Raw genomic sequence first — 23,892 nt, forward strand, 5'->3', positions numbered from 1 at the left:
GCTATTGGGGGAGTCCCATTTTCCCTGGATTGAGAATATTATTAGGATCAAATGCTTTTTTAATATCTCTAAAGAGCTGTAGTTCTATTTCATTGAAGGCAATGTTCATAAATGGTGCCTTAGAGGTACCAATGCCATGTTCTCCACTGAGTGTGCCACCCATCTCCACAACAAGCTCAAAAATCTCTTCAATCGCTTTATGCCCTTTTTCAAGTTGGTTTTCATCTGATCCATCAACCATCACATTGACATGGATATTGCCATCGCCCGCATGTCCAAAACAGGGGACCTTGAACCCATGCTTTTCACCTATTTCATAGATCTTATTGAGTGCTTCAGGTAGCATACTGCGTGGTACAGAGATATCCTCATTGAGCTTTTTGCTACCAAAAATAGTAATAGAAGGAGAAGCATTTCGTCTAGCATACCAGAGTTTATCTCGCTCTTCATCGGTGTGAGCAACTGTAAAATCTTGTGCACCATTTCTTTTGAAAGATTTTTCAAGAATTTCAAGTTGAAAATTAACCTCTTCGATAACATTGCCATCCACATCACCAATAAGTAGCGCACCAGCACTCTTGGGAAGATTAATACTAAGCTTCTCCTTGAGTGCCTGTACAACAAGTGCATCCATAAACTCCATTGCAACTGGATTGGCACCACTTGCAAGAGATTTAAAAACAGCTTTCATTGCATCTTCAACTGAAGAGAATACTCCCATGTAGGCCTTTCGAAACTTTGGCTTAGGTAAAAGTTTGACAGTAATTTCGGTAATGACTGCAAGTGTTCCCTCTGAACCAATGAGAATACCAGAAATATTGTAGCCTGCTACATCCTTGATAGTACGTTTCCCTGCACGGATAATGTCACCATTGGTGCGTACCGCACGTAGTGCCATGACATAGTCTTTCGTAATGCCATATTTGGCTGCACGCATTCCCCCTGCATTTTCACTTACATTTCCACCAATAGTGGAGTACTCCTCACTCGCTGGATCAGGTGGATAGAATAGCCCTATCTTTTCGACAGCATTCTGTAGATCCATATTGATAACACCAGGCTGTACTACGGCAACCATGTTTTCTATGTCAATTTCAAGAATCTTATTCATATGCTTTTCCATTGCAAGGGTGATTCCACCATTGATAGGCAATGCCCCGCCAGTAAATCCACTTCCTGCACCTCGTGGTGTAATGACAATATGGTGATGATTGCAGTAGGATAAAATATGGCTAATATCTTTTTCATTGCGTGGGAAAATGACTGCATCAGGCTCAAAACGAGTACGGGTTGCATCATAGCTATAAGCAATCATATGTGCTTTGTCGCTATAAACATTCTCTTTGCCAACAAGCTCTTGAAGGGCCTTTATATGTTGAGGGTCAAGCATTAAAATTGCTCCATAGTCTTATAATAGTCTTTAGAGGTACTGTTAGAAAACCATCCACTTTGGATCTCATCAAAATGCATAAAAAATGGAAACTGTGTTTTTTGAGACGTATTGTGGAAAGCCTTTTTGCCAACAATTTTTCCAGAGATGGGGTCAAGCAGTACAGCACTATTTTTCTTGATAATATAAATAAGCCCAACCTGATATTGTTTGGCAAAAAGTGCAAGATTGGCTTTGGTAGGATAGCCCTCTCCTAACTCTGAAAGAAATGCAGCAAAGAGATCAGGATGAATCCATTTTTTAGATACTGCCTTGGTGATTTTTGTATAGGTATTTGCATTAGGGGCTAAAAGTAGTATATTGTTATAAAGGTATCCACCAATGATTTCATCACCTTTTGAGATAGATGTCTTAATGGTAGGAAGTTTTTCATGGTGAATAATCTCTTTGGCTACCAGTTTACCTATGCCACTCGAAGAGACTTGGGTAATATACCCAGTAATTGCCTTAAGATCATTGCCATAATGATGAATCACAATACCACTCATGCCATTAATAGGGAATGGCCTATTTAATTTTATATCTGTACCATTTGATAAGACAGAGGCAACAGTTGTATGTACTGTTGGAGGAAAAAATCTTGCAAAAAGAGGTAGTGCCAAAAGCATGATCAAAATGATCTTTTGCATAGCAATCCTTTAAAATAAAGTATCTTTTGGATTATACAGCCAAAAGATTAAAAAAACCCGCTTTGCGATATAGATATATTATAGGCTTCTTGGGGGGCATGTGAGCATTAACCAAGATTGTGATAAAATCGCAAAATATTATTTTAATACAAGGCTGCAATGATGGCAAAGAGAGAGATTAAAAAAGTGGTATTGGCTTATTCTGGTGGGCTTGATACCAGTATTATTCTCAAGTGGCTACAGGATGAATATGGTTGTGAAGTGGTAACTTTTACTGCAGATCTTGGACAAGGCGAAGAGGTAGAGCCTGCACGCCAGAAAGCACTTGATATGGGTATTAAGCCTAAGAATATCTTTATTCTTGATCTAAGAGAAGAGTTTGTTAAAGACTTTGTTTTTCCAATGTTTCGAGCCAACGCAATCTATGAAGGAGAGTACCTGCTTGGCACCTCTATCGCACGCCCACTTATTGCCAAGAAGCAGATTGAAATTGCACATGAGACAGGTGCAGATGCTGTTTCTCATGGGGCAACAGGAAAAGGGAACGATCAGGTACGTTTTGAACTTGGATACCTTGCACTTGACCCAGACATAGCAGTTATTGCACCATGGAGAGAGTGGGATCTTAATTCTCGCACTAAGTTACTTGAGTATGCTAAAAACCATGGTATTGATATTGACGGCAAGGGTAAACCAAAGCCTTATTCAATGGATGCAAATCTTCTGCACATCTCTTATGAGGGTGAGTGGCTAGAGAATCCATACAATGAACCTGAAGAGGATATGTGGCTTTGGTCTGTTTCCCCCGAAGAGGCACCAGATAAACCAGAGTATATTACCGTTACTTACAAACATGGTGATCCTGTAGCAATTAATGGTAAAGAGCTGAGTCCAGCAACTATTCTTGAAACACTTAATACACTTGGTAAAAAACATGGAATAGGACGTATTGATATTGTTGAGAACCGTATGGTAGGCATGAAAGCACGCGGATGTTACGAAACACCAGGTGGAACCATTATGCTTAAGGCACATCGTGCTATTGAGTCCATTACGCTTGATCGTGAAGAGGCACATGCTAAAGATGAGATGATGCCAAAGTATGCCAAGCTTATCTATAATGGTTTGTGGTGGTCTCCTGAGCGTAAAATGATGCAAGCAGCCATTGATGCAACACAGGAGCAAGTTAATGGAGAAGTGCGTCTTAAGCTCTATAAAGGAAATGTGGTAATTGTTGGTCGCAAATCTGAGAATTCACTCTATTCTGAAGAGCACTCTACTTTTGAGGCTGATGATGTTTATAACCAAAAGGATGCTGAAGGGTTCATTCGGCTCAATGCACTACGGTTTATTATTGAAGGAAAAAAACAGCCTGAGCGTATTGCTTCATTGGTTAAAAAAATATCATAAAGAGAGAAGCATAAATACCCAAATGGGTTATGCTGTAGTTTAAAAGCAATATATTATGTCAAGAGTTTTTTCATTGCCTCAAAAGTATAAGATGGTTTAAATACTGAAAGAGGTTCCCGATAGAAAAGGCTTGGAACTATTTCTAAAAAGAGATATGTAATAAAGAGCATAGGATAGAAAAGATAATATTCGTATTGAAACATCTTGAAAGTGTAGTATTTTTTGAACCATTTTCGAGCACTTTCTAGCCCATAATAAAACAGAAGCAGTTCCATAGAAAAAACAAAACTCCATACCACATAACCAAACATAAAAAGTAGTAAAGCTACTTCTGTACCGTAAAGAGCCATAATTGAAGCGATGATAATGGCACCATAGATAGCAAAAGAACGAAAACCAATTGTAGCAAAAACAATTAATACAGAGAAGATAAATAGGATAGATCCACCAAAATAAAATAGTTCAAGAAAGTTTTTTTGTTCCTCAAAGGTTGGAGAGAAGATTGCACCAATAAAAACAATTCCAAAAAGGGCAACAATAGTTAATAATAGGTAGACATACTCTTTCACTTCTTTCTCTTTTTATGTCATTTCATAGAGTTTGATAAGACTTTCTATTTGTGGTTTTCGTCCAAGCCATTCAGTGTAAAGTTCACCCATTTCTTTAATACCCCCACTATTGAGGATATATCTTTTGTATCCTTTTGCTTTCTCTTCATCAAAGCCTTTTGTCTTACCAAGGCAAGCAAAGAAGGCATCAGCACTGAGTACCTCTGCCCATTTGTAAGCGTAATAACCTGCAGCATAACCACCAGCAAAAATATGAGAGAAACTATGCTGGAATTTGTTGTAGCTTGGTGGCTTAAGTAAAGTAGTTTTTTCTCTAATGTTATTAAGTAATACCTGTATCTCATCGCCTTGGTAGAGTGCTTGGTGTAATTTAAAGTCAAAAAGAGAGAACTCCACTTGCCGTAGAATACTTAATGCGGCTTGAAAGTTTTTAGTCTCTTTTATTTTAGAAACAAGATCATTGGGGATAGGTGCCCCTGTTTTATAGTGGAAGCCTAAACGTTTGATAATAGTAGGTTCGTAAGCAAAATTCTCTAAAAATTGTGAAGGGAACTCTACTACATCCCATGCTACACCATTGATGCCTGAGATGGAACGCTCTTTACATTTTCCAAATAGATGATGGATAGCATGTCCCATCTCATGGAAAAGAGTAACCACATCATTGTGTCGCAATAATGAAGGAGTATCTTTTGTTGCGGGAGTATAATTACAGACAACAAAGGCAGAGGCAAGGTGTGTTTTGTTTTTTGTATCAACAAAGTGGGTTTCCCAGTCATTCATCCATGCACCACCACTCTTCTCTTGGCGTGCTTCAAGATCGAAATATATACGTCCTGAGAGTTTCTCATTTTCAAATATATCGTAGGTTTTAACACAGTTGTGCCATGTGGGCACATTGGTGTATTTAAAGGTAACACCAAAGAGTTCAGAGATAATTGTAAGTAGCCCATCAAGGACACGCTGTTGTTCGAAATAAGGCTTCGTCATTGCATCATCGTAGTCAAACCTCTCTTTTTTAAGTTTTTCAGAATAGTAAGCAACGTCGTAGCTAGAAAGGCTATTAATGTTATCTATCTTTTTGGCAAACTCTTTGAGTGATTTAAACTCCTCTCTTGCTTGAGGCAAGGCAGAACTAGTAAGATGATCAAGAAACCCTAGAACCTCTTCCTCACTAGAGGCATCACGTGTTTGAAGTGCATAGAGAGCATAGTTCTCAAAACCAAGTATTTTTGCTTTCTCTTGCCTGAGTGAGAGTATGTGGTCTATTACCTCTGCATTTTGGGGAGCACGGGTGCTGTAGGCTTTGTAGAGTTTTTCTCTGTAGGATCTGTTGGAGCCATAGGTCATATAGGCAAGATAGCTTGGGATTTGTAGAGTGAACTTATAGACAATTTTGCCCTCTATCTCTGTTTCGGATGCATCAATATCTGTCTGTGGCATTCCTGCCACATCTTTCTTGTCTTCAATGATAAGCTCATAGGCATTGGTAGCATCAAGAAGGTTCTGTGAAAAGGCATTAGAGAGTTTAGAGAGTTCGAGATTGATCTCCTCTAAACGTTTTTTCTCTGCCTTAGGTAGGTTGATACCTGAAAGCCTAAAGTCACGAATATTGTTTTCAATGACTTTTTGTTGCTCACTGTTGCCACTGTTAAGTTTCTCTATCTTTTTGAAAAGTGGTACATTCTGTGCCATCTCTGAGTCGAACTTTGAGAGTATTGGCAGGGAGGCTTCATAGGCTTTTTGTGTCTCTTTTGAGTTCATTACTGCATTAAGATGGGAAAGTGGGGAAAAGAAGAGATTTAGTTCCTCATCAAGGTCCTGTAATGGCTTGAGTACCTTTTCATAGTCTATGTCACTGTCTTGAGTAATTGCTTTAATCTTCTTGCGTTGTTGTTGAAGTAGCACTTCAAGTGATTTAGGAAAATAATTTAAATTCTCTATCTGAAAAGTTTGAAACATTATGGTGTGCCTACTGAAATTAAATTTTTGTGATTGTATCATACACATTAGCATATTTAGGATAAAATAATATCTAATTATTTAGTACAAGGAAAATTTGATGAAAGTATTGTTGATCAAAGATGTTAAAACACTAGGAAAAGCTGGTGAGATTAAAGAGGTCAAAGATGGTTATGGTCAAAATTTTCTTATCAATAAAGGGTTGGCAAAATTGGCAACTTCTGAAGTAGTAGAGAGCTGGAAAGTGGAGCAAGCACGGATAAAGCAAGAGGCTGAAGAGGAGCTTGCACGTCTAGAGAAAGAGAAAAAAGTACTTGAGAAGACAACAATTCGTATTGAAAAGAAGATAGCACCTGTAGGCATTAAGGGTTCTGTGGGAAATACTGATATTGCTATTGCTATTGAGAAACAGCTTGGTATTATACTTGACAAGAAACATATTAATCTTCAAAAAGCACTTAAGTCCACAGGTATTCATGAAGTTGATGCCAAACTAGGTCATGGTATACACGCGATCTTGAAAGTGGAAGTGGTGGGCGTCTAATGTTTGAAGCAACTACCATACTTGGCTATAAGGGTGAAGGAAAAGCAGTCATTGGTGGTGATGGGCAGGTAACTTTTGGTGATACGGTACTGAAGAGTAATGCCACTAAAATACGAACTCTTTATGAGGGAAAAATACTTGCAGGCTTTGCTGGAAGTACTGCAGATGCCTTCAATCTTTTTGATATGTTTGAGGGATTTTTAAATGAAAAACGTGGCGATCTTTTTAAATCAGTGATTGCTTTCTCTAAAGCATGGCGTAAAGATAAGCACCTACGCCAGCTTGAAGCAATGATGATTGTACTTAATAAGGAGCATATTTTCATTCTTTCAGGAACAGGTGATGTGGTTGAACCTCAAGACAGTAGGATTGCAGCTATTGGTAGTGGGGGAAACTATGCTATCTCGGCAGCACGTGCACTAGATAAGCATGCATCATTAGAGCCGGTCAATCTGGTGAAGGAGTCATTGCAGATTGCAGGAGAGCTTTGTGTCTATACAAATACCAATATTAAAATATTAGAACTATAAGATTAGGTTTATCGCCCTATATAAGAAGGAAAGAAAAAAGTGGACAATTTAACACCAAAAGAGATTGTGACATACCTTGATAGATATGTCATTGGACAAAATAGTGCCAAAAGGACAATTGCCGTTGCACTACGTAATCGCTACAGACGGATGCAGTTAAGTGAAGAGATGCAGCAAGATGTAATACCAAAGAATATTTTGATGATTGGAAGTACTGGTGTTGGGAAGACTGAGATTGCTCGTCGCTTGGCAAAGATGATGCAACTACCATTTATTAAAGTAGAGGCAAGCAAATATACTGAAGTGGGATTTGTTGGGCGTGATGTAGAGTCAATGATACGTGATCTTGCTATAATGGCAATGGGAATTGTTCGTGAGACAGAAAATATAAAGCATAAAGAGAAAATTGCTAACTATATTGAGAATAAGATTATTGAAAAGTTGTTACCACCACTGCCTGTAGGTGCAAGCGAGCAGAAGCAAGCAGAATATGATGCTTCATTTTTACGCATGCAGGAAAAGTTTGCCAAAGGGGAGCTTGATCATCTGATGGTAAAAGTTAATATGCCACGTAAGGCTGATCTTCCAGAAGACGGTTTGCCACCACAGATGATACAGGTGCAGGAGTCTATTGTTAAGGTATTGGGTGGCTACGACAAGAAAGGCCCCGAAAAAGAGATAATGGTTTCTGAGGCAAAGAAGATACTAGAACATGAGGCAAGTGAGGAGCTGCTTGATGAAGAGAAGCTTAAAGAGCTGGCACGAGAGAAGGTAGAAAAGGGTGGTATTGTTTTTCTTGATGAGGTAGATAAAATTGCTGTTTCATCAACATCTCAAAGCAGACAAGATCCAAGTAAAGAGGGAGTGCAAAGAGACCTGTTACCCATTGTAGAGGGCTCTACTGTCAATACCAAACTTGGTTCAATTAAGACAGATCATATACTTTTTATTGCTGCAGGAGCATTCCACTTAAGTAAGCCGAGTGATCTTATTCCTGAATTGCAGGGACGTTTTCCACTACGTGTGGAACTAGAGAGCCTCAATGAAGAAGCACTTTACCGTATTTTAACTGAGCCTAAAAGTTCATTAATTAGACAATACCAAGCATTATTGGCAGTTGAAGAGGTTAAGCTTATTTTTGAAGAAGAGGCAATCAGGGCTATTGCACACTATTCACTGCTTGCCAATGAAAAGACTGAAGATATTGGTGCTAGACGATTGCATACTGTGATGGAGAAAATTGTTGAGGAGATTAGTTTTGAGGCAGATGCTCGTAAAGGTGAAACCTATACTGTAACAAAAATATTGGTTGAAGAGAAGGTTGGTAGTGTGGTAGAAGATCAGGATATGACAAGATATATTTTGTAAAATAGTAGTACTATGCACATAGATAAAAGTGGTAAATTGATAAAAAAATAGGGAAATAATGTTTGGTTCAAAAAACAAAGAAACCAAAGCAGGCTTTGTAGCAGTTGTGGGAAGACCCAATGCAGGAAAGAGTACACTACTTAACCATCTTGCTGGTGAAAAATTGGCAATGGTCTCTAAAAAAGCACAGGCAACACGTAAGCGTATGAATATTATTGTGATGCATGAGAGTGCACAGATTATTTTTATTGATACACCAGGTATCCATAAGAAAGAGCGTTTACTCAATCAGTTTATGCTTGATGAGGCACTCAAGGCGATGGGTGACAGTGACCTTATTATTTTTCTGATACCAGTAACAGACAAGCTAGATGAATATAAAAAATTTTTAATACTTAATGAGTCTAAAAGAACTAAACATATTATAGTCCTTACTAAAATTGATTATACCAAACAGGGGGAGATTCTCAAAAAACTTAGTGAGTACCAGAGGTACCAAGATAAATTTGAAGCAATCATTCCTTTTTCTGTCAATAAGAATATTGGTAAAGAGCAGTTACTTAATGAAATCACAAAATATCTACCTGGATCACCATGGCTTTTTGATTCAGAGATATTAACTACAGACAATGTACGAGATATCTATAAAGAGTTTATTCGTGAATCAATTTTTGAGAATATGAGTGATGAGATTCCCTATGAGAGTGATGTGCTTATTGAAAAAATCTATGAAGAAGACCATATTGATCGTGTGCACGCAACCATTATTGTCGAGAAAGAGACCCAGAAGGGAATGATTGTTGGACAAAAGGGTATAGGGATTAAACGTATTGGCAAGCATGCTAGAGAAGTGATGGAGAAGTTTTCAAGAAAAAAGATCTTCCTTGATCTGTATGTCTCAGTGAAAAAAGGATGGAGTAAAAGCAGAAAGAGCCTTGAAGAGTTTGGATATATTGTTTAATGTCCCATATATTCCTATTTAAATAATGGGTTTTAGTTTAATTTTAAGTTAAGAAAATTATTTTTTTAATCTTTTATCTCTCTTCCCAAGATACTTTTAATATTATTATATATATAATCAACCAACGACTTTAAGAAAGCTGAGATATGTTTTTTAAAAAAAATAAACCACAAGAACCACAATCTGACATAAAGAATATTGCTACAATAAATGCATATACTGATCAGAACTATATCTATGCAGAAGGTACTTTTAGACCTTTAAAAAAATTAACCTTCAATAAAACAAACCTTATCATTTCATATTTAAGTAATAAAGATTTTATCACATCCCTTGCACGGGTTAGCAAGAGTGTACCAGATGAAGATTTAGATGATGTACTTGAAATTAAGGTATTTGAGGAACTTGGGCTTAGTCTAGAAGGTGATTATGTTGTCACTTCATATGAGACAAAAGATACTGAAAAAGAGAGGGCTTTTCATTTTTTTGTCTCTGAAACAGAAAAGCTTGAAAGTCTCTATTTTCCTATCAAGAAAGAGACAAAATATATTGATTTAATTACCCCTGCACCACTGCTCTTTAGGGCACTCTATCAAAAAGAGATATTGGATTGTGAATCGTGCACACACTGCTTTGTCTATTTGACTCGTAATGATGCATTCGTGACACTCTATGCCAATGGTGAGTATATCTATTCAAAGTCTATAGATTTTTCTTTGGAGCAAATTTATGATAAATTTTGCGAAATTGAAGGTGAGCAGGTAGACAAGAACCACTTTTTTTCAATATTGAAGAGAGAGGGTTTGGCAACAGAAGATACCATATATCAACAAAATTTTATAAAAATATTTGAAGAGATGTTTGTCATTATTAATGATATTATTATCTACACTAAGCGGGCGTTTGAGCTTGATTCTATTGACTGTGTTTATATTGGAAGTGCTAAAGGACCAATTGTTGGCTTGAGTGAACATGGTCACAACTGCTTGAGACTTCCTTCTGAAGATCTTAATTTTGACTATCAGGTCAATAGTGATGAACAATATGTTGATCAGCTACAATCTCTGATGCTACTAACGGCAATGATACATCTAGAGGGCGAGCATAAGGTTTTAAAGATACCTATGTATGCTAGGCTTCCAGCATTTACTAATCGTGCAAGTGGTCAGTTTATTATTGCCACATCTGCAGCAGTACTCATTGGGCTTTCTTGGCCACTCTATAATCTTATGGCCACTTATATCAATGATGTTAAAACTGATGTACTCATAAACCAAAATAAAATATTGCAAAAGCAAGTTTCTAAGTATAAAAATATATTAAATCAAAAGAGAGCAGAGCTAGAAAAACTCGACAAAAAGTTGAATTATTTATCGACATTTTATAATAAAAAAACAAAGACACTTAAAGCAATTTATCATAAAAAAGTAGACTATCGTCTTAAGTCTGATTCCTTTTATGTATTGGCAAATGAATTACATAAATTTGGACTTTACGTTGATAAGATAAGAACCAAAGAGAATATCGTAAAACTCTTTTTATCTGGTTCAAATGATAGAAAACTAACAGAGTTAATTAAATATATCTCAGAAATACATGTTAATGACATTAAAGGGATTAGTATTAAATTAATTGAGAGAGACCCTAGGAGTGGGTACTATCGAGGCATATTGAAGATGGAGTTTAAATGAAAATTTTAGAAGATAAGCTAGAAGCCATGGATACCTATTTTTCGTCTAAGAAAGAGAGTGAAAAATGGGTAATTATCTTGGGGGTTGCCATCATTATTGTCTATCTTGTATATAATCAGATTTTCCCCTACACGGAACAACTTTATAAAAATAGCAAAATAGCAAAAAAAACAGTACAAAAAAGTATTCAGGATAATACAGCATACCTCAATAGTATTACCATTAACGGTGATCGTGATTTTTATGTTAAAAAATATATTGTAGATATTGCTAAAAAGAAAAAATATATAGTCAAAAAAGAGCAAGACCTTAAATCTATCGATATTAACCTTCAAAAATTATCAGATATGCTGTTTAACCAAAAAAGTTGGTCAATTTTCTTAAATTCTATTACCAAAAAGGCTGAAATACGTAATATAAATTTGAAATATATCCACAACCAGTATGTAGACAATAATGGAAGTTTTGGGCATGTATTGGAGGTGAGCATAGGGTGTGAAGGCAGTTATAAAAATATTGTAATGTTTCTAAATGATATGGAACAAAATGTACTTGTAACCGATGTGTATGGTACTGATATTAGGATGGATATCAATTCATCTTTGGTGATTGCTGATATCAATATTTCAGTATGGGGGATTAATCATTAATGAAAAAACTAATTATGACTATACTTGGGAGTGTAGGTTTGCTTCATGCTGAATTGAGTATTAAGCAAATAGAGCAGATGGTCGAACAAATACATTTAAAACGTAAAGGTCGTGAAGGTATTGATATTGAGACCTTGAAGCACACAAAAGAACCGTTTATGTTTGGTAAAAATAGGCAAGACTCAATGACTATCAATTCATCTAAAAAAGAAGAATCCAGAATAGTACTGCATGCAATTATGTCTAACAGGGCATACATTAATGATGGGTGGAAAAAGGTTGATGATAAAGTACTTGAATATACAGTAAAGTATATTGGAAAACATGGTGCTGTACTAAGAAATGGTGACTCAATCAAGAAGTTATTTTTTCGCAAACCGAAAGATAATTTTATCACGATAAAAGAGAGAAAATAGAATGAAAAATATAAAATTTAAAGAAATAAGATTTGCCATAATATAATATTTTTATATTAGGTTTTATGAATGTGGCATCAGCTAGCAGTTGCTCCAATAAACTTTTTTCAGTCACTATTGATAGTCAACTAACAATAGAAGATGTGATTGAAAATTTGGCAGATACTTGTGCATTAACGGTTATCATCAAAGATGAAGCAACACAACAACGTATGAAAAAAAATTTTTATTACGTCAAACTAAAAAATAGTACATTAAAAGGATTTCTCAATACAGTTTTAGAGGACAATGATCTTCACTATACACTAATTGGAAACAAGCTGAAAATCTCATACTTAATTACAAGAACATTTAAGATGCACTATATTTCTGGTCAGAGGATAGGAAAGAGTACGGCAAATGTAACAATTGCTAATTCTCAAAATTCTAGTTCATCACAGGGAGGTTCTGGTGGAAAAGGTGGTGGCAGCAAAGATGGTGAGAATCTTTCTAAAACAGGAATTACTATTGAGAGCAATGACAAGTTTCAATTTTGGAAAACGGTTGAGAAGGAGGTGCAGAGAGTCTTGGTGGGGGCAGCTGATGAAAGCATGCACTATACCCGCAGCGGGGATGAATGGAAAGGTTCGGATGGTAAGGTATGGGAGTACAATCCACTTGCACCTATTGTTAATCCTGAAGCAGGTATGATCACTGTTACAGGTACGCAGAGACAAATTGATAGGGTTGCAAAATATATTCATACACTCAGTAAACAGATTAAGCAACAGGTTCTTATTGATGTTAGGATTCTTTCTGTAATACTTGATGATAGTCGTAAAACCGGTATTGACTGGTCACAATTGCACTCATTGCAGAATTTTACAGCAAACTCTCTGGGTATGGTACAAAACAATATTGCATCCTATGCATTTGATGCAGTTCAAGGAATTACTGATACCGAATTTGTGGCAAATACTGGGACAAATATTAATCCATTTGGGGAAAGTATCACTCCACCTAATGCAGGTGTTATAAGTATTACCGGACATGCTCAAGTACAAGAAGTAATAAAGTTTCTTGGTACACAAGGAGATGTAAAATCTATCTCTAGCCCAAGAGTCATGACCTTAAACAATCAGCCAGCAATGATAAGTGTGGGACGAGAATTATTTTACAAGATTCAATCTTCTAGTACTTGGTACACAAGGAGATGTAAAATCTATCTCTAGCCCAAGAGTCATGACCTTAAACAATCAGCCAGCAATGATAAGTGTGGGACGAGAATTATTTTACAAGATTCAATCTTCTAGTACGGCATCAGGAAGTGGTGGTGCAGTTTCAGCACAAGGCGAGCTTGTAGATTCTGTTTTTGCAGGTATCCTGCTTGATATTACTCCAGAAATTGATACAGATGGGATGATTACTTTAAAAATTAACCCCTCCATATCTGAAACAGTTCAGGTTACCAGTGGAAGTAATTCTTTAAGAAATATTCCCCCAGATTTGATTAGAAGACAGATTGCTTCGGTTGTAAAAGTAGAGGATGGGGATCATGCAATTTTAGGGGGATTGATTACAACAAAATCTGGTCTTAAGTCCAATAAAGTTCCTTTACTCGGGGATCTTCCGCTTTTTGGTTATCTATTTAAGCAAGAAGAGAAGATTGAAACTGTTGAAGAGCTAGTGTTAATTATTACACCGCATATTATCAAAAATGGAAAATCTATTTCCTTAAAAGACTTGGGGTATAGCAACGTTAATGAAAAGTAGATACGAGGCTGCTAAAAATATTTTTGTAGATTCAATTGATACGAATGACTATATTGAATTAGAAACTTCTCCTTCGCCATACCAGCAACTAGAAGCCAGTATTGAAAAACCATTAAAAATAATTCTTCTTTTTGGGCGCCCAGGAACTGGAAAAAGCATGTTGTTAAACCGCCTCTATAATAAACTGAAACATAAGCGAGAGATACACTATTTTGATACACCAGCTATTGATGATAAAGAATTCTTTTGTGAAATATTTAAAGTTTTAACAAATAAATCATTGCCTCAAAATACCAAGGTAAACTTTTCTGCATTGGTGAACTATTGTAAAAAACTTCGTGGAAAGCGTGAGATTATTATTTTGTTAGATGAAGCACAAATGTACAGCCCAGAAATAATGGAAAAGATACGTCTACTTTCAGATAGTCGTACTGTAAAATTTATTATATCTTTGCATAAAACAGATGATGAGGACCTTATTGCCAAGGAACACTTTCAATCAAGGATTTGGGAAGTTGTTGAATTGCATAATGTAACATTGAAGGAACAGGAAACTTATATTCATAAAAAACTTTTGAAGAAAAATTTATTTGAGATTGCAAATAGCATTAAAGAGAAAAATATGAAGATAATACATAAATTCACAAAAGGGAACTATAGAGAGTGCAACAAGATGATGTTCACAATTTTTGAAATTTGTGAACATTATGATAAACATGAACCTAATAAGATTAACTACAATCAGATACCTAAGCGTATTATAGAGATGGCTGCATTAAAACTAAGGTATATTCATGCATAACGTAAAAGTACTAGAAGAAAAATGGGGAAAATATTACTATAAAAAAAAGAGACCACTATACCTACTGGTTCTATTTTTCTTTGTTTTAATTATTACAGGAATGGTTTTGATGGATACCAATGTAATGAATCAAAATAAAAATATATTAGAAATGCTAACAGCTAATCAAAATTTGGCAATACCAAAGAAGGTACATGAAGTAACTAAGAGTTTGCCAAAGAAAATGCATGAAATAACTAAGAGTTTGCCAAAGAAAATGTATGAAGTAGCTAAGAGTTTGCCAAAGTTGGAAGTCAATAACACACAAAAAATAGTTGATATCCCAATAGACTTGGAGACGGTGACTGAAGATATAAATACAGAGATATCCCCACAAAGTAAGATCAAACAGCCCCCCATAAAGAAAAAATTTCTTATTGATATGATTGAGGCTAAAAAAAATCAAAATTTACTAAAAGAGATTGCAAAGCGTTTTCAGCTTGGACATAATACGGATGACTCTCTTTTTCTTGCTAAAGTATATTATGAGAAAGGTGAGTATGAAAAAGCAGAATACTGGGCATTTCAAACAAATAATGTGGATCCAACCATTGAAGAGAGTTGGCTGTTATTTGCTAAAGTTAAAATAAAATATGGACATAAAAAGGAAGCAATACATATTTTGAATGTATTTTTTAAAAAAACCCATTCTCCAAAGGCTGCACAACTGTTACGTAAAATACAAAATAGAGGATTCTAATCATGAATAGATACCACATTATCTACATTAAATTATGAGGTGAAATATGGAAAATTTTATAAAAATAATGCTTGATGAAAAAATTATTACCAAAGATGATGTCTTAAAGCTAGTAAAGTCTAGACCACCCAAAAAGATTTCTCTTGCTAGTTTACTTAGTGAAAATATCGTCTCTGCTTCAAAGGTTAATATGTTTTTAGCAGAGAAAATACGACAAGGTATTATTAGAATTGAAGAGATTGAAGAGATTGAAGAGACTGAAGACTTTGATGCAACGACCCTATATCAATATATTGCAAAAGAGCTTGGCATGGAATATATTGATCTTAATGAAAGAGATATTGATATAAAACTTGTTTCAAAAATTCCCTACAAACAACTACTTCAATATAAAGCTATTCCAGTAGAGGAGACAGATCTTAATATTATATTTGTATTTGAGGATCCTTTTAATATAGATGCACAAGATATGATTCAAAGATTGTTTCCAAAAAAACCAATTAAGATTGCTTTTGCTACTCCAAGCTATATACGGCAACAACTTCAAAATATTGAAATCAGTGAAAGTGTCAAGGGACTTGTGGGAGAGATTAGGAAAGATTTAAGTCAAGATGGTGCCATGAATATTGACGATGAAGATTCATCTGCAGTACTAAAGCTAATCGATGTTATTTTAAAATCTGCAATTTATGCTGGAGCATCAGATATTCACGTAGAGGCAACAGAAAAAAAGTGTGTTGTGCGTGAAAGGGTTGAGGGCATGTTGCGCCAAAGTTTTATTTTTGATAAAGATATTTTTTACCCCCTATCTTCAAGAATGAAATTATTAGCCAATTTGGATATTGCCGAAAAGAGAAAGCCACAAGATGGTAGATTCTCTGCAACTGTTGGAAGTCAAGATTTTGATTTTAGGGTTTCTACTCTGCCAACAATACATGGTGAATCGATTGTTTTTAGGATTCTTGATAAAACCAAAGCCATGATACGACTTAAAGATTCTGGCATGAGCAAGCTCTGCTATGAGCGGTTTTTGCAGGCCATTAAAGTACCCTATGGTATTGTGCTTGTCACTGGACCTACTGGTTCTGGTAAAACAACAACATTATATGGTGCACTAAATACCATTAAAGATGTTAAAGATAAAACGATTACAGTAGAAGATCCTGTTGAGTATCAGATGGCTGGTTTGCAACAAGTTCAGGTACGTCCCAATGTTGGCTTAAGTTTTGCTGCAGCACTCAAATCCATATTGAGACAGGACCCTGACAAAATTATGATTGGGGAAATACGAGATACAGAAACATTGCGTATAGCAATACAAGCTGCACTGACTGGACACCTCGTACTTTCAACGCTCCATACAAATGATGCAGTTTCAGCAGTAATAAGAATATTGGATATGGGCATTGAAGAGTATTTGGTAAGTGGTGCACTTGTTGCAATACAAGCACAAAGACTTGTACGAAAAATATGTGCACATTGTAAAAAAGAGATCGAGATAGAAGAAGAAGCTTTACGTACAATCAGGTCATATTTGAAAGACAAACCCATTTTCTATAAAGGAGAAGGGTGTGTAAAGTGCGACATGAGTGGCTACAAGGGAAGAGAGATGATTTCTGAAGTTTTAACTATTAGTGAGGATTTATCTCGTATGATTGCAAGGAGTGCATCTAAGGAAGAGCTAGAGAAACAAGCTGTTGAGGAGGGATTTGTTAGTATGTTTGAAGATGGTATTCAAAAGGCACTTGATGGAAAGACAACAATTGAAGAAGTCTATAGGGTAGCAAGGTTGTAATATGAAATATTATAGCGTGAGTGTTAGGGAGCGTGGTGTAAAGCGTAAAGAGATTGTAAAAACCAATTCAAAAATGCTTGCTATAAGTATTGTTAAAAGTAGGGTTTCTCCACATGCTATTGTTACCAAGGCTGTTGAGACAACTGTGCCCATCGATATGCTTGTATCTGATTTTTTTACTAAGTTTCAAAAATCTATAGCATCCAAAATCCCCATAAATGATAAAATTTCAACCATACGTCAAATTGCAGTTATGACTGATGCTGGAATTGCAATTACTGATACATTTGAAGATGTAGCTGGCAATATATCAAACAAGAGACTCAAAGAGATTTATACTAAAATTAATACAGATATCAATGCGGGGAATAGTTTATCTGATGCCATGAAGCCATATACAGAAGATTTTGGGCATATTGCTTTAGCTATGACAAAATTGGGAGAAAAAACAGGTAATATTTCTGGCTCATATCACAAGCTTGCAGATATTTTAGAGAATATACGTGACAATATAGCTAAATTTAAAAAAGCAATCAGAACACCACTGATTACTTTTGTTGCTATGATGATTGCTTTTACGATTCTTATTATGGTTGTAGTTCCTAAATTCAAAGATATTTTTGCTAAATTTAAAACAGAATTACCATTACCTACGCAGATACTGCTTAAAATTGAGTGGGCATTTAATAACTACGGTTTGTATATCCTCTTGTCTCTTATTGTAGGAATTTTTCTACTTAAATATATATATAAGACTAACCCCAATTTTCAATATAAGGTTGATAAGGTACTAATTCATCCTAAGTTCTATTTAATCAATAAGGCAATACATCTTTCGACAATGCATAAATATAATTTAGTATTTGGGGAGTTGGTTCGTTCAGGTAGTCCTGTATCGGAAGCACTTGAGACCGCAGTAGGCATGGTTGATAACTTGGTGATGAAGGAACAGTTGTTAACAGTCAATGCAAACATTGGAAAAGGAATGGGTCTTGCGGAGTCTTTTGAGATTACTGGCTTGTATGAGAATATGCTACTTCAGATGATAAGAGCTGGAGAGACTGGTGGACAGCTAGATATCATGCTTGAGAAAGTAACCTTGTATTATGATATGCAGTTTCAGAGTCTAATTGATAATCTATCAGCATATATTGAGCCAATTATGCTTTTTTTTATTGCTGCACTTGTACTTTTGATGGCACTAGGTATCTTTATGCCAATGTGGGATATTGGAAAAGCTGTTAATGGCTAAGGAAAAGGTTGATCATTATGAAAGCCCATGGTATGTCATTGCTTTTTCTAAATCTTCAGGAGTGTCAATGCCAAAACTCTCTGTTGTTACTTCTGTCATAGCTACACCATAGCTGTGATACAGTACACGAAGTTGTTCAAGTTTTTCTATCTCTTCAAGTGGTGAGTGTTTAAGTGAACAGAAGGTACGTAGAGATTTAACTGTAAAACCATAGATGCCAATGTGTCCCTTATAGTGGTCAAAGTGGTAGTCTCTAGGATAGGGGATCTTGGCACGCGAGAAATACAGTGCGATATCTTTTGTATCGACAACAACCTTGACAATATTGGGATTATCTGCTTCTGGGTTGGTGATCTGCTTATAGCAAGAGTTCATGAGTATTTTATTGTTACTGCTATTATGTTTGGTTAAATCATAGACTTTTTGCACTACTTCACTCTCAATAAAGGGCTCATCTCCTTGTACATTGATAATAATTTCATTCTCATCCAATTCTAGCTTTTGTACCACTTCATAAATACGATCTGTACCACTTTGATGACTTTTGGAGGTCATGACTGCCTTGATACCATGTGTTGCTGTGATATTGATTACTTCTTCAGAGTCTGTAGCAATGACAACAGTGTCAATACCCTGTACAGCCATAGCGGTACGAATGATCATTGGTATACCACCTATATCAGCAAGAACCTTATTTGGAAAACGACTAGAGCCAATACGTGCGGGTATAATAATCATTTTATACTTCCTTTGATATGAATCTTGCTACGATTTTACACTCTCTATGCTAAAATACAGGACTTTGCCTAAATCTAAAATTAGACTCTTTAATCTTTGATTGTTGGTTTCTATTTAATATTTAGGCCTTAAAAGGATAATAAATGAAACAGGCGCTTCTACTTCTCAATATGGGAGGACCCAATAATATTGAAGAGGTAGAACTTTTTTTAAGAAATATGTTTTCAGATAAGAATATTTTGCCCATGAATCCCTATTTACGTAGCTTTGTGGGTAGCATTATTATCTCAAAACGCCTAGAAGAGGTAAAAAAAAATTATCAGCTTCTTGGTGGGAAATCACCACTTCTAGCATTAACCAAAAGGCTAATACAAAAGATTAAAAAAAAGATAGATATACCAATATTTGCTACAATGAGGTATGTGCCACCATTTGCAGACAGTGCATTATATACGTGTAAAGAAAAAGGAATATGTGAATTACTGCTCTTTCCAATGTATCCTCAGTACTCTACTACGACTACACTGTCATCTGTTGAAGATATTGAGAAATGTTGCAAAGCAATAGGATATGCTCCTAAGATTACGGTGATAGACCCTTATTATGATGATTATGATTATATCGAAGCTTCTGTATCGAAGATTATAGAGGCAATGGAAGGAAAAATGACAGAAGAGTATGATCTGTTACTTTCTGCACATGGGTTGCCTATGGGTATCATCAAGGCAGGTGATCCCTATCAGAACCATATAGAGAGGAGTGTCTCTGCCATAAAAACCTATCTTGCTTGTAAGGGTATAAAGTTTCATGATATTAAATTGGCCTATCAGTCCAAAGTAGGCTCATCAGCATGGCTAGAACCTAATCTTGTTGATGTATTGCGTAATCCAACACATAGGAAGGTTATTGTCTATCCGTTAGCGTTTACTATTGATAATTCTGAAACAGTTTTTGAGCTTGATATTGAGCATCGACAAATTGCTAAGAAGCTTAAATATGAGGATTATATTATTTCCAAATGTATGAATGATGATGAGAAATTTGTTGATCTCATTGTAAGGAGAGTAAATACCCATACCCTATAGCATAGAACCACTATAGGGTATCTTTTGTAGTGTTTACTTTTTAGCCCTATAGTGCCTCTTCATCCTCTTCATCTGTTCTGATACGGATGGTTTTGGTAATATCGGAGACAAAAATCTTTCCATCACCTATCTTACCTGTTTTAGCAGTAGATTTAATGGCTTCAATTGCTTTGCTGAGATACTCTTCACCACTGACAACAATCTCTATCTTAACTTTAGGGATAAACTCAACGACATACTCTGCACCACGGTAGAGCTCAGAATGCCCTTGTTGTCTTCCGTACCCCTTAACCTCAGAAATAGTCATCCCTTCAATGCCGGCTTCCACAAGTGCCTCTTTAACATCATCTAGCTTGAATGGTTTTATGATTGCTTCTATTTTTTTCATAATAATTACTCCTTTTGGTTAGATACTACGCTTAAATTCTGGATAGGCCTCAAGTCCACACTCTTCAATATCAAGACCTTGTACCTGCTCTTCATCATTTGCCCTAAATGGTATAAATTTATTAATAAGATAGAGTACAACAAAAGAGCTTGTAAATGCAAACAAACCTACTACTATCACTCCCTTTATCTGTGCCCACATAGAAGTCTCAGTAAAAATAGCTACGGCAATAGTTCCCCAAATACCATTAAGCAAATGAACAGAGAGTGCACCAACGGGATCATCAAGTTTGAGTTTATCAAAAAATGAGACACCGTAAACAACAATAATGCCACCAATGGCACCAACATAAATAGGAGAGTAGATATCAAACATATCCGCACCTGCTGTTACAGATACCAGACCCCCAAGTGCACCATTTAAAATCATAGTGATATCAAATTTTTTGTACTGAATGTACATGATGAGTCCAACCATGATTGCACCAGCAAGTCCTGCAGTATTGGTATTCATAATAGTAAGTGCAACAAGATCGGCATTTTCTTTAGTAGAAATAGATCCAACTGAACCACCATTAAAACCAAACCAACCTATCCATAGAAGCAGAGCACCAAGTACAACCAAAGGGATATTGGAAGCAGGAATGACTCTGACTTGCCCCCCTTCTCCATAGCGTCCTTTTCTTGGTCCAATGATAAGAATTGCAGCCAACAGTGCCCATGCGCCAGTAGAGTGAATGACTGTACATCCTGCTAAATCATGCATAGTAGAGATATCGAAGATAGTCCCTTCTAGCATATTGGCTCCCCATGTAACATTGACTACCAGTGGATAGATGAAAGCTGCCATAACGATGGTGAACCAAATTAGAGGCACAATGCGTATGCGTTCACTTACCCCACCACTCATAATATTAACCGTTTTCCCCACAAATGCCATCTGAAAAAGAAAGGCAGCCCATTTGCTCATACTTTCATTCTCCCAACTACCAAAAGCAAGTGTATATCCAATCAGTAAAAAAGCCATAGAGGCTATAGCATAAATCATGGTATTAACTGTCAAAACAGCAGTCACATTTTTGGTACGTACAAGTCCTGCTTCGAGCATGGCAAATCCTGGTACCATAAATATAATAAGGGTCATTGCAAAAAGTGCAAAGAAGGTATCAATAACATAATTTATTTCCATTTTTTCTCCAATACTACATAGATTTTTAATGATTAAGTATAGCAAGACAAAAGAGTAAATAGAAAGAGAGATATGATTATTTTTTAGTCAAAAAACTGATAAATTTTAAAAATAGAAGGTTTTTATGGTTAATTTTTATACAATTAATATAGAAAAATAAGAAACCACTGGGTATTCAGTAGTTTCATGCTTTTTATAGTGCCTCTTCATCCTCTTCATCTGTTCTGATACGGATGGTTTTGGTAATATCGGAGACAAAAATCTTTCCATCACCTATCTTGCCTGTTTTAGCAACAGACTTAATAGCTTCAATGGCTTTATTCATATATTCTTCAGAACTTACAACGACCTCAAGTTTAATCTTGGGGATAAACTCAATAACATACTCTGCGCCCCTATAGAGCTCAGAGTGCCCCTGTTGCCTTCCATACCCTTTGACTTCAGAAACGGTCATCCCTTCGATACCTGCCTCAACCAAAGCTTCTTTAACATCTTCTAATTTAAATGGCTTAATAATTGCTTCTATCTTTTTCATACGCTATCCTTTGTTTCTATGTTCATAAGTATGAATCTATATTATAGATTCATACTTCTTTCTCCATGTACTGCTTCATCAAGACCCATTTCTTCGGTCTCAGCATCCACTCTTGTGCCACCAGTAAGAGTACTTGCAATGTAATAAACAACGATTGTTCCAATAAGTGTCCAAAGACCAACGACAATAACAGACTCAATTTGTACTATAAGTTGTCCTACTCTATCCCCACTCTCTTTCATTGGTCCATCCCAGAGAAGATCTTTGTCATTGAGTGCAAGAATGCCTGTCATTAGTGCACCCCAGAGTCCTGCAAGGAAGTGGATACCAAATGCATCAAGGGAGTCATCATAGCCAAATATCTTTTTAAGTTTGACAACACCAAAAAACCCAACAAGAGAGCCACCAACACCTACAATAAATGCACCACCTACAGAGACAAAACCAGCTGCTGGCGTAATGGCAACAAGACCTGCAACAATGCCAGAAGCAATACCAAGTAGTGTCGGCTTCTTATAGACAACCCATTCGATAAGCATCCATGTTAAGCCTGCCACAGATGCAGCAACAGTTGTTGTTAGAAGTGCGACACCAGCAATGGCATTTGCACCAAATGCAGAACCGGCATTAAATCCATACCAACCAAACCAGAGGATAGCAGCACCTGCAGCAGTGAAGATGATACTAAAAGGTTTCATAGGCAGTTTTGGATACCCCGATCTTTTACCAACAAGAATTGCAAGCACTAGACCAGCCAAGCCACCATTCATATGAACAACCGTACCACCAGCAAAATCAAGTGCACCTGCATCAAAGAGCAATGCACCATCTCCGCCCCAAACCATGTGAGTAATTGGTGCATAGACGACAAGTCCCCAAAGTGCTACGATGATCATCCACGTAGAGAATTTCATGCGCCCAATAATGGAACCTGAAGCAATCGCAACAGTGATTGCTGCAAATGTTCCCTGAAATGCAATAAATACGAATGTTGGATAGGTACCACTCAAGTCAGTCCATTTTGTATTTGAGAGGAAAAGATTTCCAAGACCACCAATAAATTTTTGGATATCTGCAGATTCAGCAGTCCCAAATGCGAGAGAATATCCTGCAATAATCCATACAGTAAATGCCAGTACAAAAGCACCCATAACCATGGCATAGGTATTTAGTGCATTTTTTGTCCTTGACATACCTGCATAAAAGAGTGCAAGACCTGCAGGGGTCATTAGCAGAACGAGTGCAGTGGAAATCATCATCCATGCCGTATCGCCCGAATCAAGTTTATCTTCAGCCATAGCGACTATCGGTAGTAATGTTGCAAGTAGAGCAAAAATTTTTAATTTCATACTATAGTCCTTTATATGATTTTACCTTACAAAGGAGATAATAGCACGAGAAAGAGAGATTTTTATTATATTTTTGATTAATTTTTAAT

At 36.2% G+C, this 23,892-nt stretch carries 24 protein-coding genes; 15 read left to right on the forward strand and 9 right to left on the reverse strand.

Going from position 1 to position 23,892, the window contains the following annotated elements:
- Nucleotide 1 precedes the first annotated feature (1 nt).
- Nucleotides 2-1,390, reverse strand: coding sequence for an FAD-binding protein (locus LGB01_02925; protein ID MCB4753167.1), 1,389 nt, complete (start codon nt 1,388-1,390; stop codon nt 2-4).
- A complete protein-coding gene (locus tag LGB01_02930) occupies nt 1,390-2,079 on the reverse strand; it encodes a plasminogen-binding N-terminal domain-containing protein (protein ID MCB4753168.1) in 690 nt (229 codons plus the stop codon). Before LGB01_02930 ends, LGB01_02925 begins: the two co-directional genes overlap by 1 nt.
- A gap of 162 nt (nt 2,080-2,241) precedes the next feature.
- Between LGB01_02930 and LGB01_02935 the strand changes: the two genes are divergently transcribed.
- On the forward strand, nt 2,242-3,489 hold the full coding sequence (locus tag LGB01_02935) for an argininosuccinate synthase (GenBank protein ID MCB4753169.1): 1,248 nt from the start codon (nt 2,242-2,244) through the stop codon (nt 3,487-3,489).
- Between the two features lie 53 nt (nt 3,490-3,542).
- Here LGB01_02935 and LGB01_02940 read toward each other — a convergent pair whose 3' ends face one another.
- Together LGB01_02940 and LGB01_02945 are read right to left on the reverse strand one after the other, a co-directional pair.
- Nucleotides 3,543-4,058, reverse strand: a complete 516-nt coding sequence (locus LGB01_02940; GenBank protein MCB4753170.1) for a hypothetical protein — start codon at nt 4,056-4,058, stop codon at nt 3,543-3,545.
- Nucleotides 4,059-4,070: 12 nt separating this feature from the next.
- Entirely contained in the window at nt 4,071-6,020 is a 1,950-nt protein-coding gene (locus LGB01_02945; protein ID MCB4753171.1) for a M3 family metallopeptidase, read from the reverse strand.
- A gap of 100 nt (nt 6,021-6,120) precedes the next feature.
- Here LGB01_02945 and rplI point away from each other — a divergent pair, with 100 nt between their 5' ends.
- From rplI to LGB01_03010, 13 genes are all read left to right on the forward strand, one after another.
- A complete protein-coding gene (rplI, locus tag LGB01_02950; GenBank protein MCB4753172.1) occupies nt 6,121-6,564 on the forward strand; it encodes a 50S ribosomal protein L9 in 444 nt (147 codons plus the stop codon).
- Nucleotides 6,564-7,094, forward strand: a complete 531-nt coding sequence (hslV, locus tag LGB01_02955) for an ATP-dependent protease subunit HslV (GenBank protein MCB4753173.1) — start codon at nt 6,564-6,566, stop codon at nt 7,092-7,094. The genes rplI and hslV overlap by 1 nt, the downstream gene beginning before the upstream one ends.
- Before the next feature lie 39 nt (nt 7,095-7,133).
- Nucleotides 7,134-8,462, forward strand: coding sequence for an ATP-dependent protease ATPase subunit HslU (hslU, locus tag LGB01_02960; GenBank protein MCB4753174.1), 1,329 nt, complete (start codon nt 7,134-7,136; stop codon nt 8,460-8,462).
- 58 nt (nt 8,463-8,520) lie between these two features.
- Nucleotides 8,521-9,423 carry a GTPase Era gene (gene era, locus LGB01_02965; protein ID MCB4753175.1) on the forward strand — a complete coding sequence of 301 codons (903 nt, stop codon included), beginning with the start codon at nt 8,521-8,523 and terminating at the stop codon, nt 9,421-9,423.
- 146 nt (nt 9,424-9,569) lie between these two features.
- Entirely contained in the window at nt 9,570-11,114 is a 1,545-nt protein-coding gene (locus LGB01_02970) for a hypothetical protein (protein MCB4753176.1), read from the forward strand.
- Entirely contained in the window at nt 11,111-11,764 is a 654-nt protein-coding gene (locus LGB01_02975; protein MCB4753177.1) for a hypothetical protein, read from the forward strand. The genes LGB01_02970 and LGB01_02975 overlap by 4 nt, the downstream gene beginning before the upstream one ends.
- Nucleotides 11,764-12,180: a hypothetical protein gene (locus LGB01_02980; protein ID MCB4753178.1), complete on the forward strand. Its 417-nt coding sequence runs from the start codon at nt 11,764-11,766 to the stop codon at nt 12,178-12,180. Before LGB01_02975 ends, LGB01_02980 begins: the two co-directional genes overlap by 1 nt.
- A 71-nt stretch (nt 12,181-12,251) precedes the next feature.
- Nucleotides 12,252-13,391, forward strand: coding sequence for a secretin N-terminal domain-containing protein (locus LGB01_02985; protein MCB4753179.1), 1,140 nt, complete (start codon nt 12,252-12,254; stop codon nt 13,389-13,391).
- A 10-nt stretch (nt 13,392-13,401) separates the two neighbouring features.
- Nucleotides 13,402-13,932 (forward strand): hypothetical protein, encoded by a 531-nt coding sequence (locus LGB01_02990; protein MCB4753180.1) that lies wholly within the window; start codon nt 13,402-13,404, stop codon nt 13,930-13,932.
- Nucleotides 13,922-14,734: an AAA family ATPase gene (locus LGB01_02995; protein ID MCB4753181.1), complete on the forward strand. Its 813-nt coding sequence runs from the start codon at nt 13,922-13,924 to the stop codon at nt 14,732-14,734. The genes LGB01_02990 and LGB01_02995 overlap by 11 nt, the downstream gene beginning before the upstream one ends.
- 124 nt (nt 14,735-14,858) lie before the next feature.
- Complete coding sequence (locus tag LGB01_03000) at nt 14,859-15,473, forward strand: CDC27 family protein (GenBank protein ID MCB4753182.1); 615 nt, start codon at nt 14,859-14,861, stop codon at nt 15,471-15,473.
- Between the two features lie 46 nt (nt 15,474-15,519).
- Nucleotides 15,520-17,268, forward strand: a complete 1,749-nt coding sequence (locus tag LGB01_03005) for a GspE/PulE family protein (GenBank protein ID MCB4753183.1) — start codon at nt 15,520-15,522, stop codon at nt 17,266-17,268.
- A gap of 1 nt (nt 17,269) precedes the next feature.
- A complete protein-coding gene (locus LGB01_03010; GenBank protein MCB4753184.1) occupies nt 17,270-18,520 on the forward strand; it encodes a type II secretion system F family protein in 1,251 nt (416 codons plus the stop codon).
- 15 nt (nt 18,521-18,535) lie between these two features.
- Here LGB01_03010 and kdsB read toward each other — a convergent pair whose 3' ends face one another.
- The gene (kdsB, locus tag LGB01_03015) at nt 18,536-19,258 is read right to left on the reverse strand and encodes a 3-deoxy-manno-octulosonate cytidylyltransferase (protein MCB4753185.1); all 723 of its coding nucleotides are present in this window, start codon (nt 19,256-19,258) and stop codon (nt 18,536-18,538) included.
- 143 nt (nt 19,259-19,401) lie between these two features.
- Between kdsB and hemH the strand changes: the two genes are divergently transcribed.
- Entirely contained in the window at nt 19,402-20,343 is a 942-nt protein-coding gene (hemH, locus tag LGB01_03020; GenBank protein MCB4753186.1) for a ferrochelatase, read from the forward strand.
- Nucleotides 20,344-20,389: 46 nt separating this feature from the next.
- Here the strand turns inward: hemH and LGB01_03025 are convergent, their stop codons facing one another.
- From LGB01_03025 to LGB01_03040, 4 genes are all read right to left on the reverse strand, one after another.
- A complete protein-coding gene (locus LGB01_03025; protein MCB4753187.1) occupies nt 20,390-20,731 on the reverse strand; it encodes a P-II family nitrogen regulator in 342 nt (113 codons plus the stop codon).
- Nucleotides 20,732-20,749: 18 nt separating this feature from the next.
- Entirely contained in the window at nt 20,750-21,919 is a 1,170-nt protein-coding gene (locus LGB01_03030) for an ammonium transporter (protein MCB4753188.1), read from the reverse strand.
- 193 nt (nt 21,920-22,112) lie between these two features.
- Nucleotides 22,113-22,454 carry a P-II family nitrogen regulator gene (locus LGB01_03035; GenBank protein ID MCB4753189.1) on the reverse strand — a complete coding sequence of 114 codons (342 nt, stop codon included), beginning with the start codon at nt 22,452-22,454 and terminating at the stop codon, nt 22,113-22,115.
- Between the two features lie 41 nt (nt 22,455-22,495).
- Nucleotides 22,496-23,803 (reverse strand): ammonium transporter, encoded by a 1,308-nt coding sequence (locus LGB01_03040; protein MCB4753190.1) that lies wholly within the window; start codon nt 23,801-23,803, stop codon nt 22,496-22,498.
- Between the last annotated feature and the right edge of the window lie 89 nt (nt 23,804-23,892).

Origin of the sequence: Sulfurovum sp. (genome assembly GCA_020525365.1) — a bacterium.
GTDB lineage: Bacteria > Campylobacterota > Campylobacteria > Campylobacterales > Sulfurovaceae > Sulfurovum.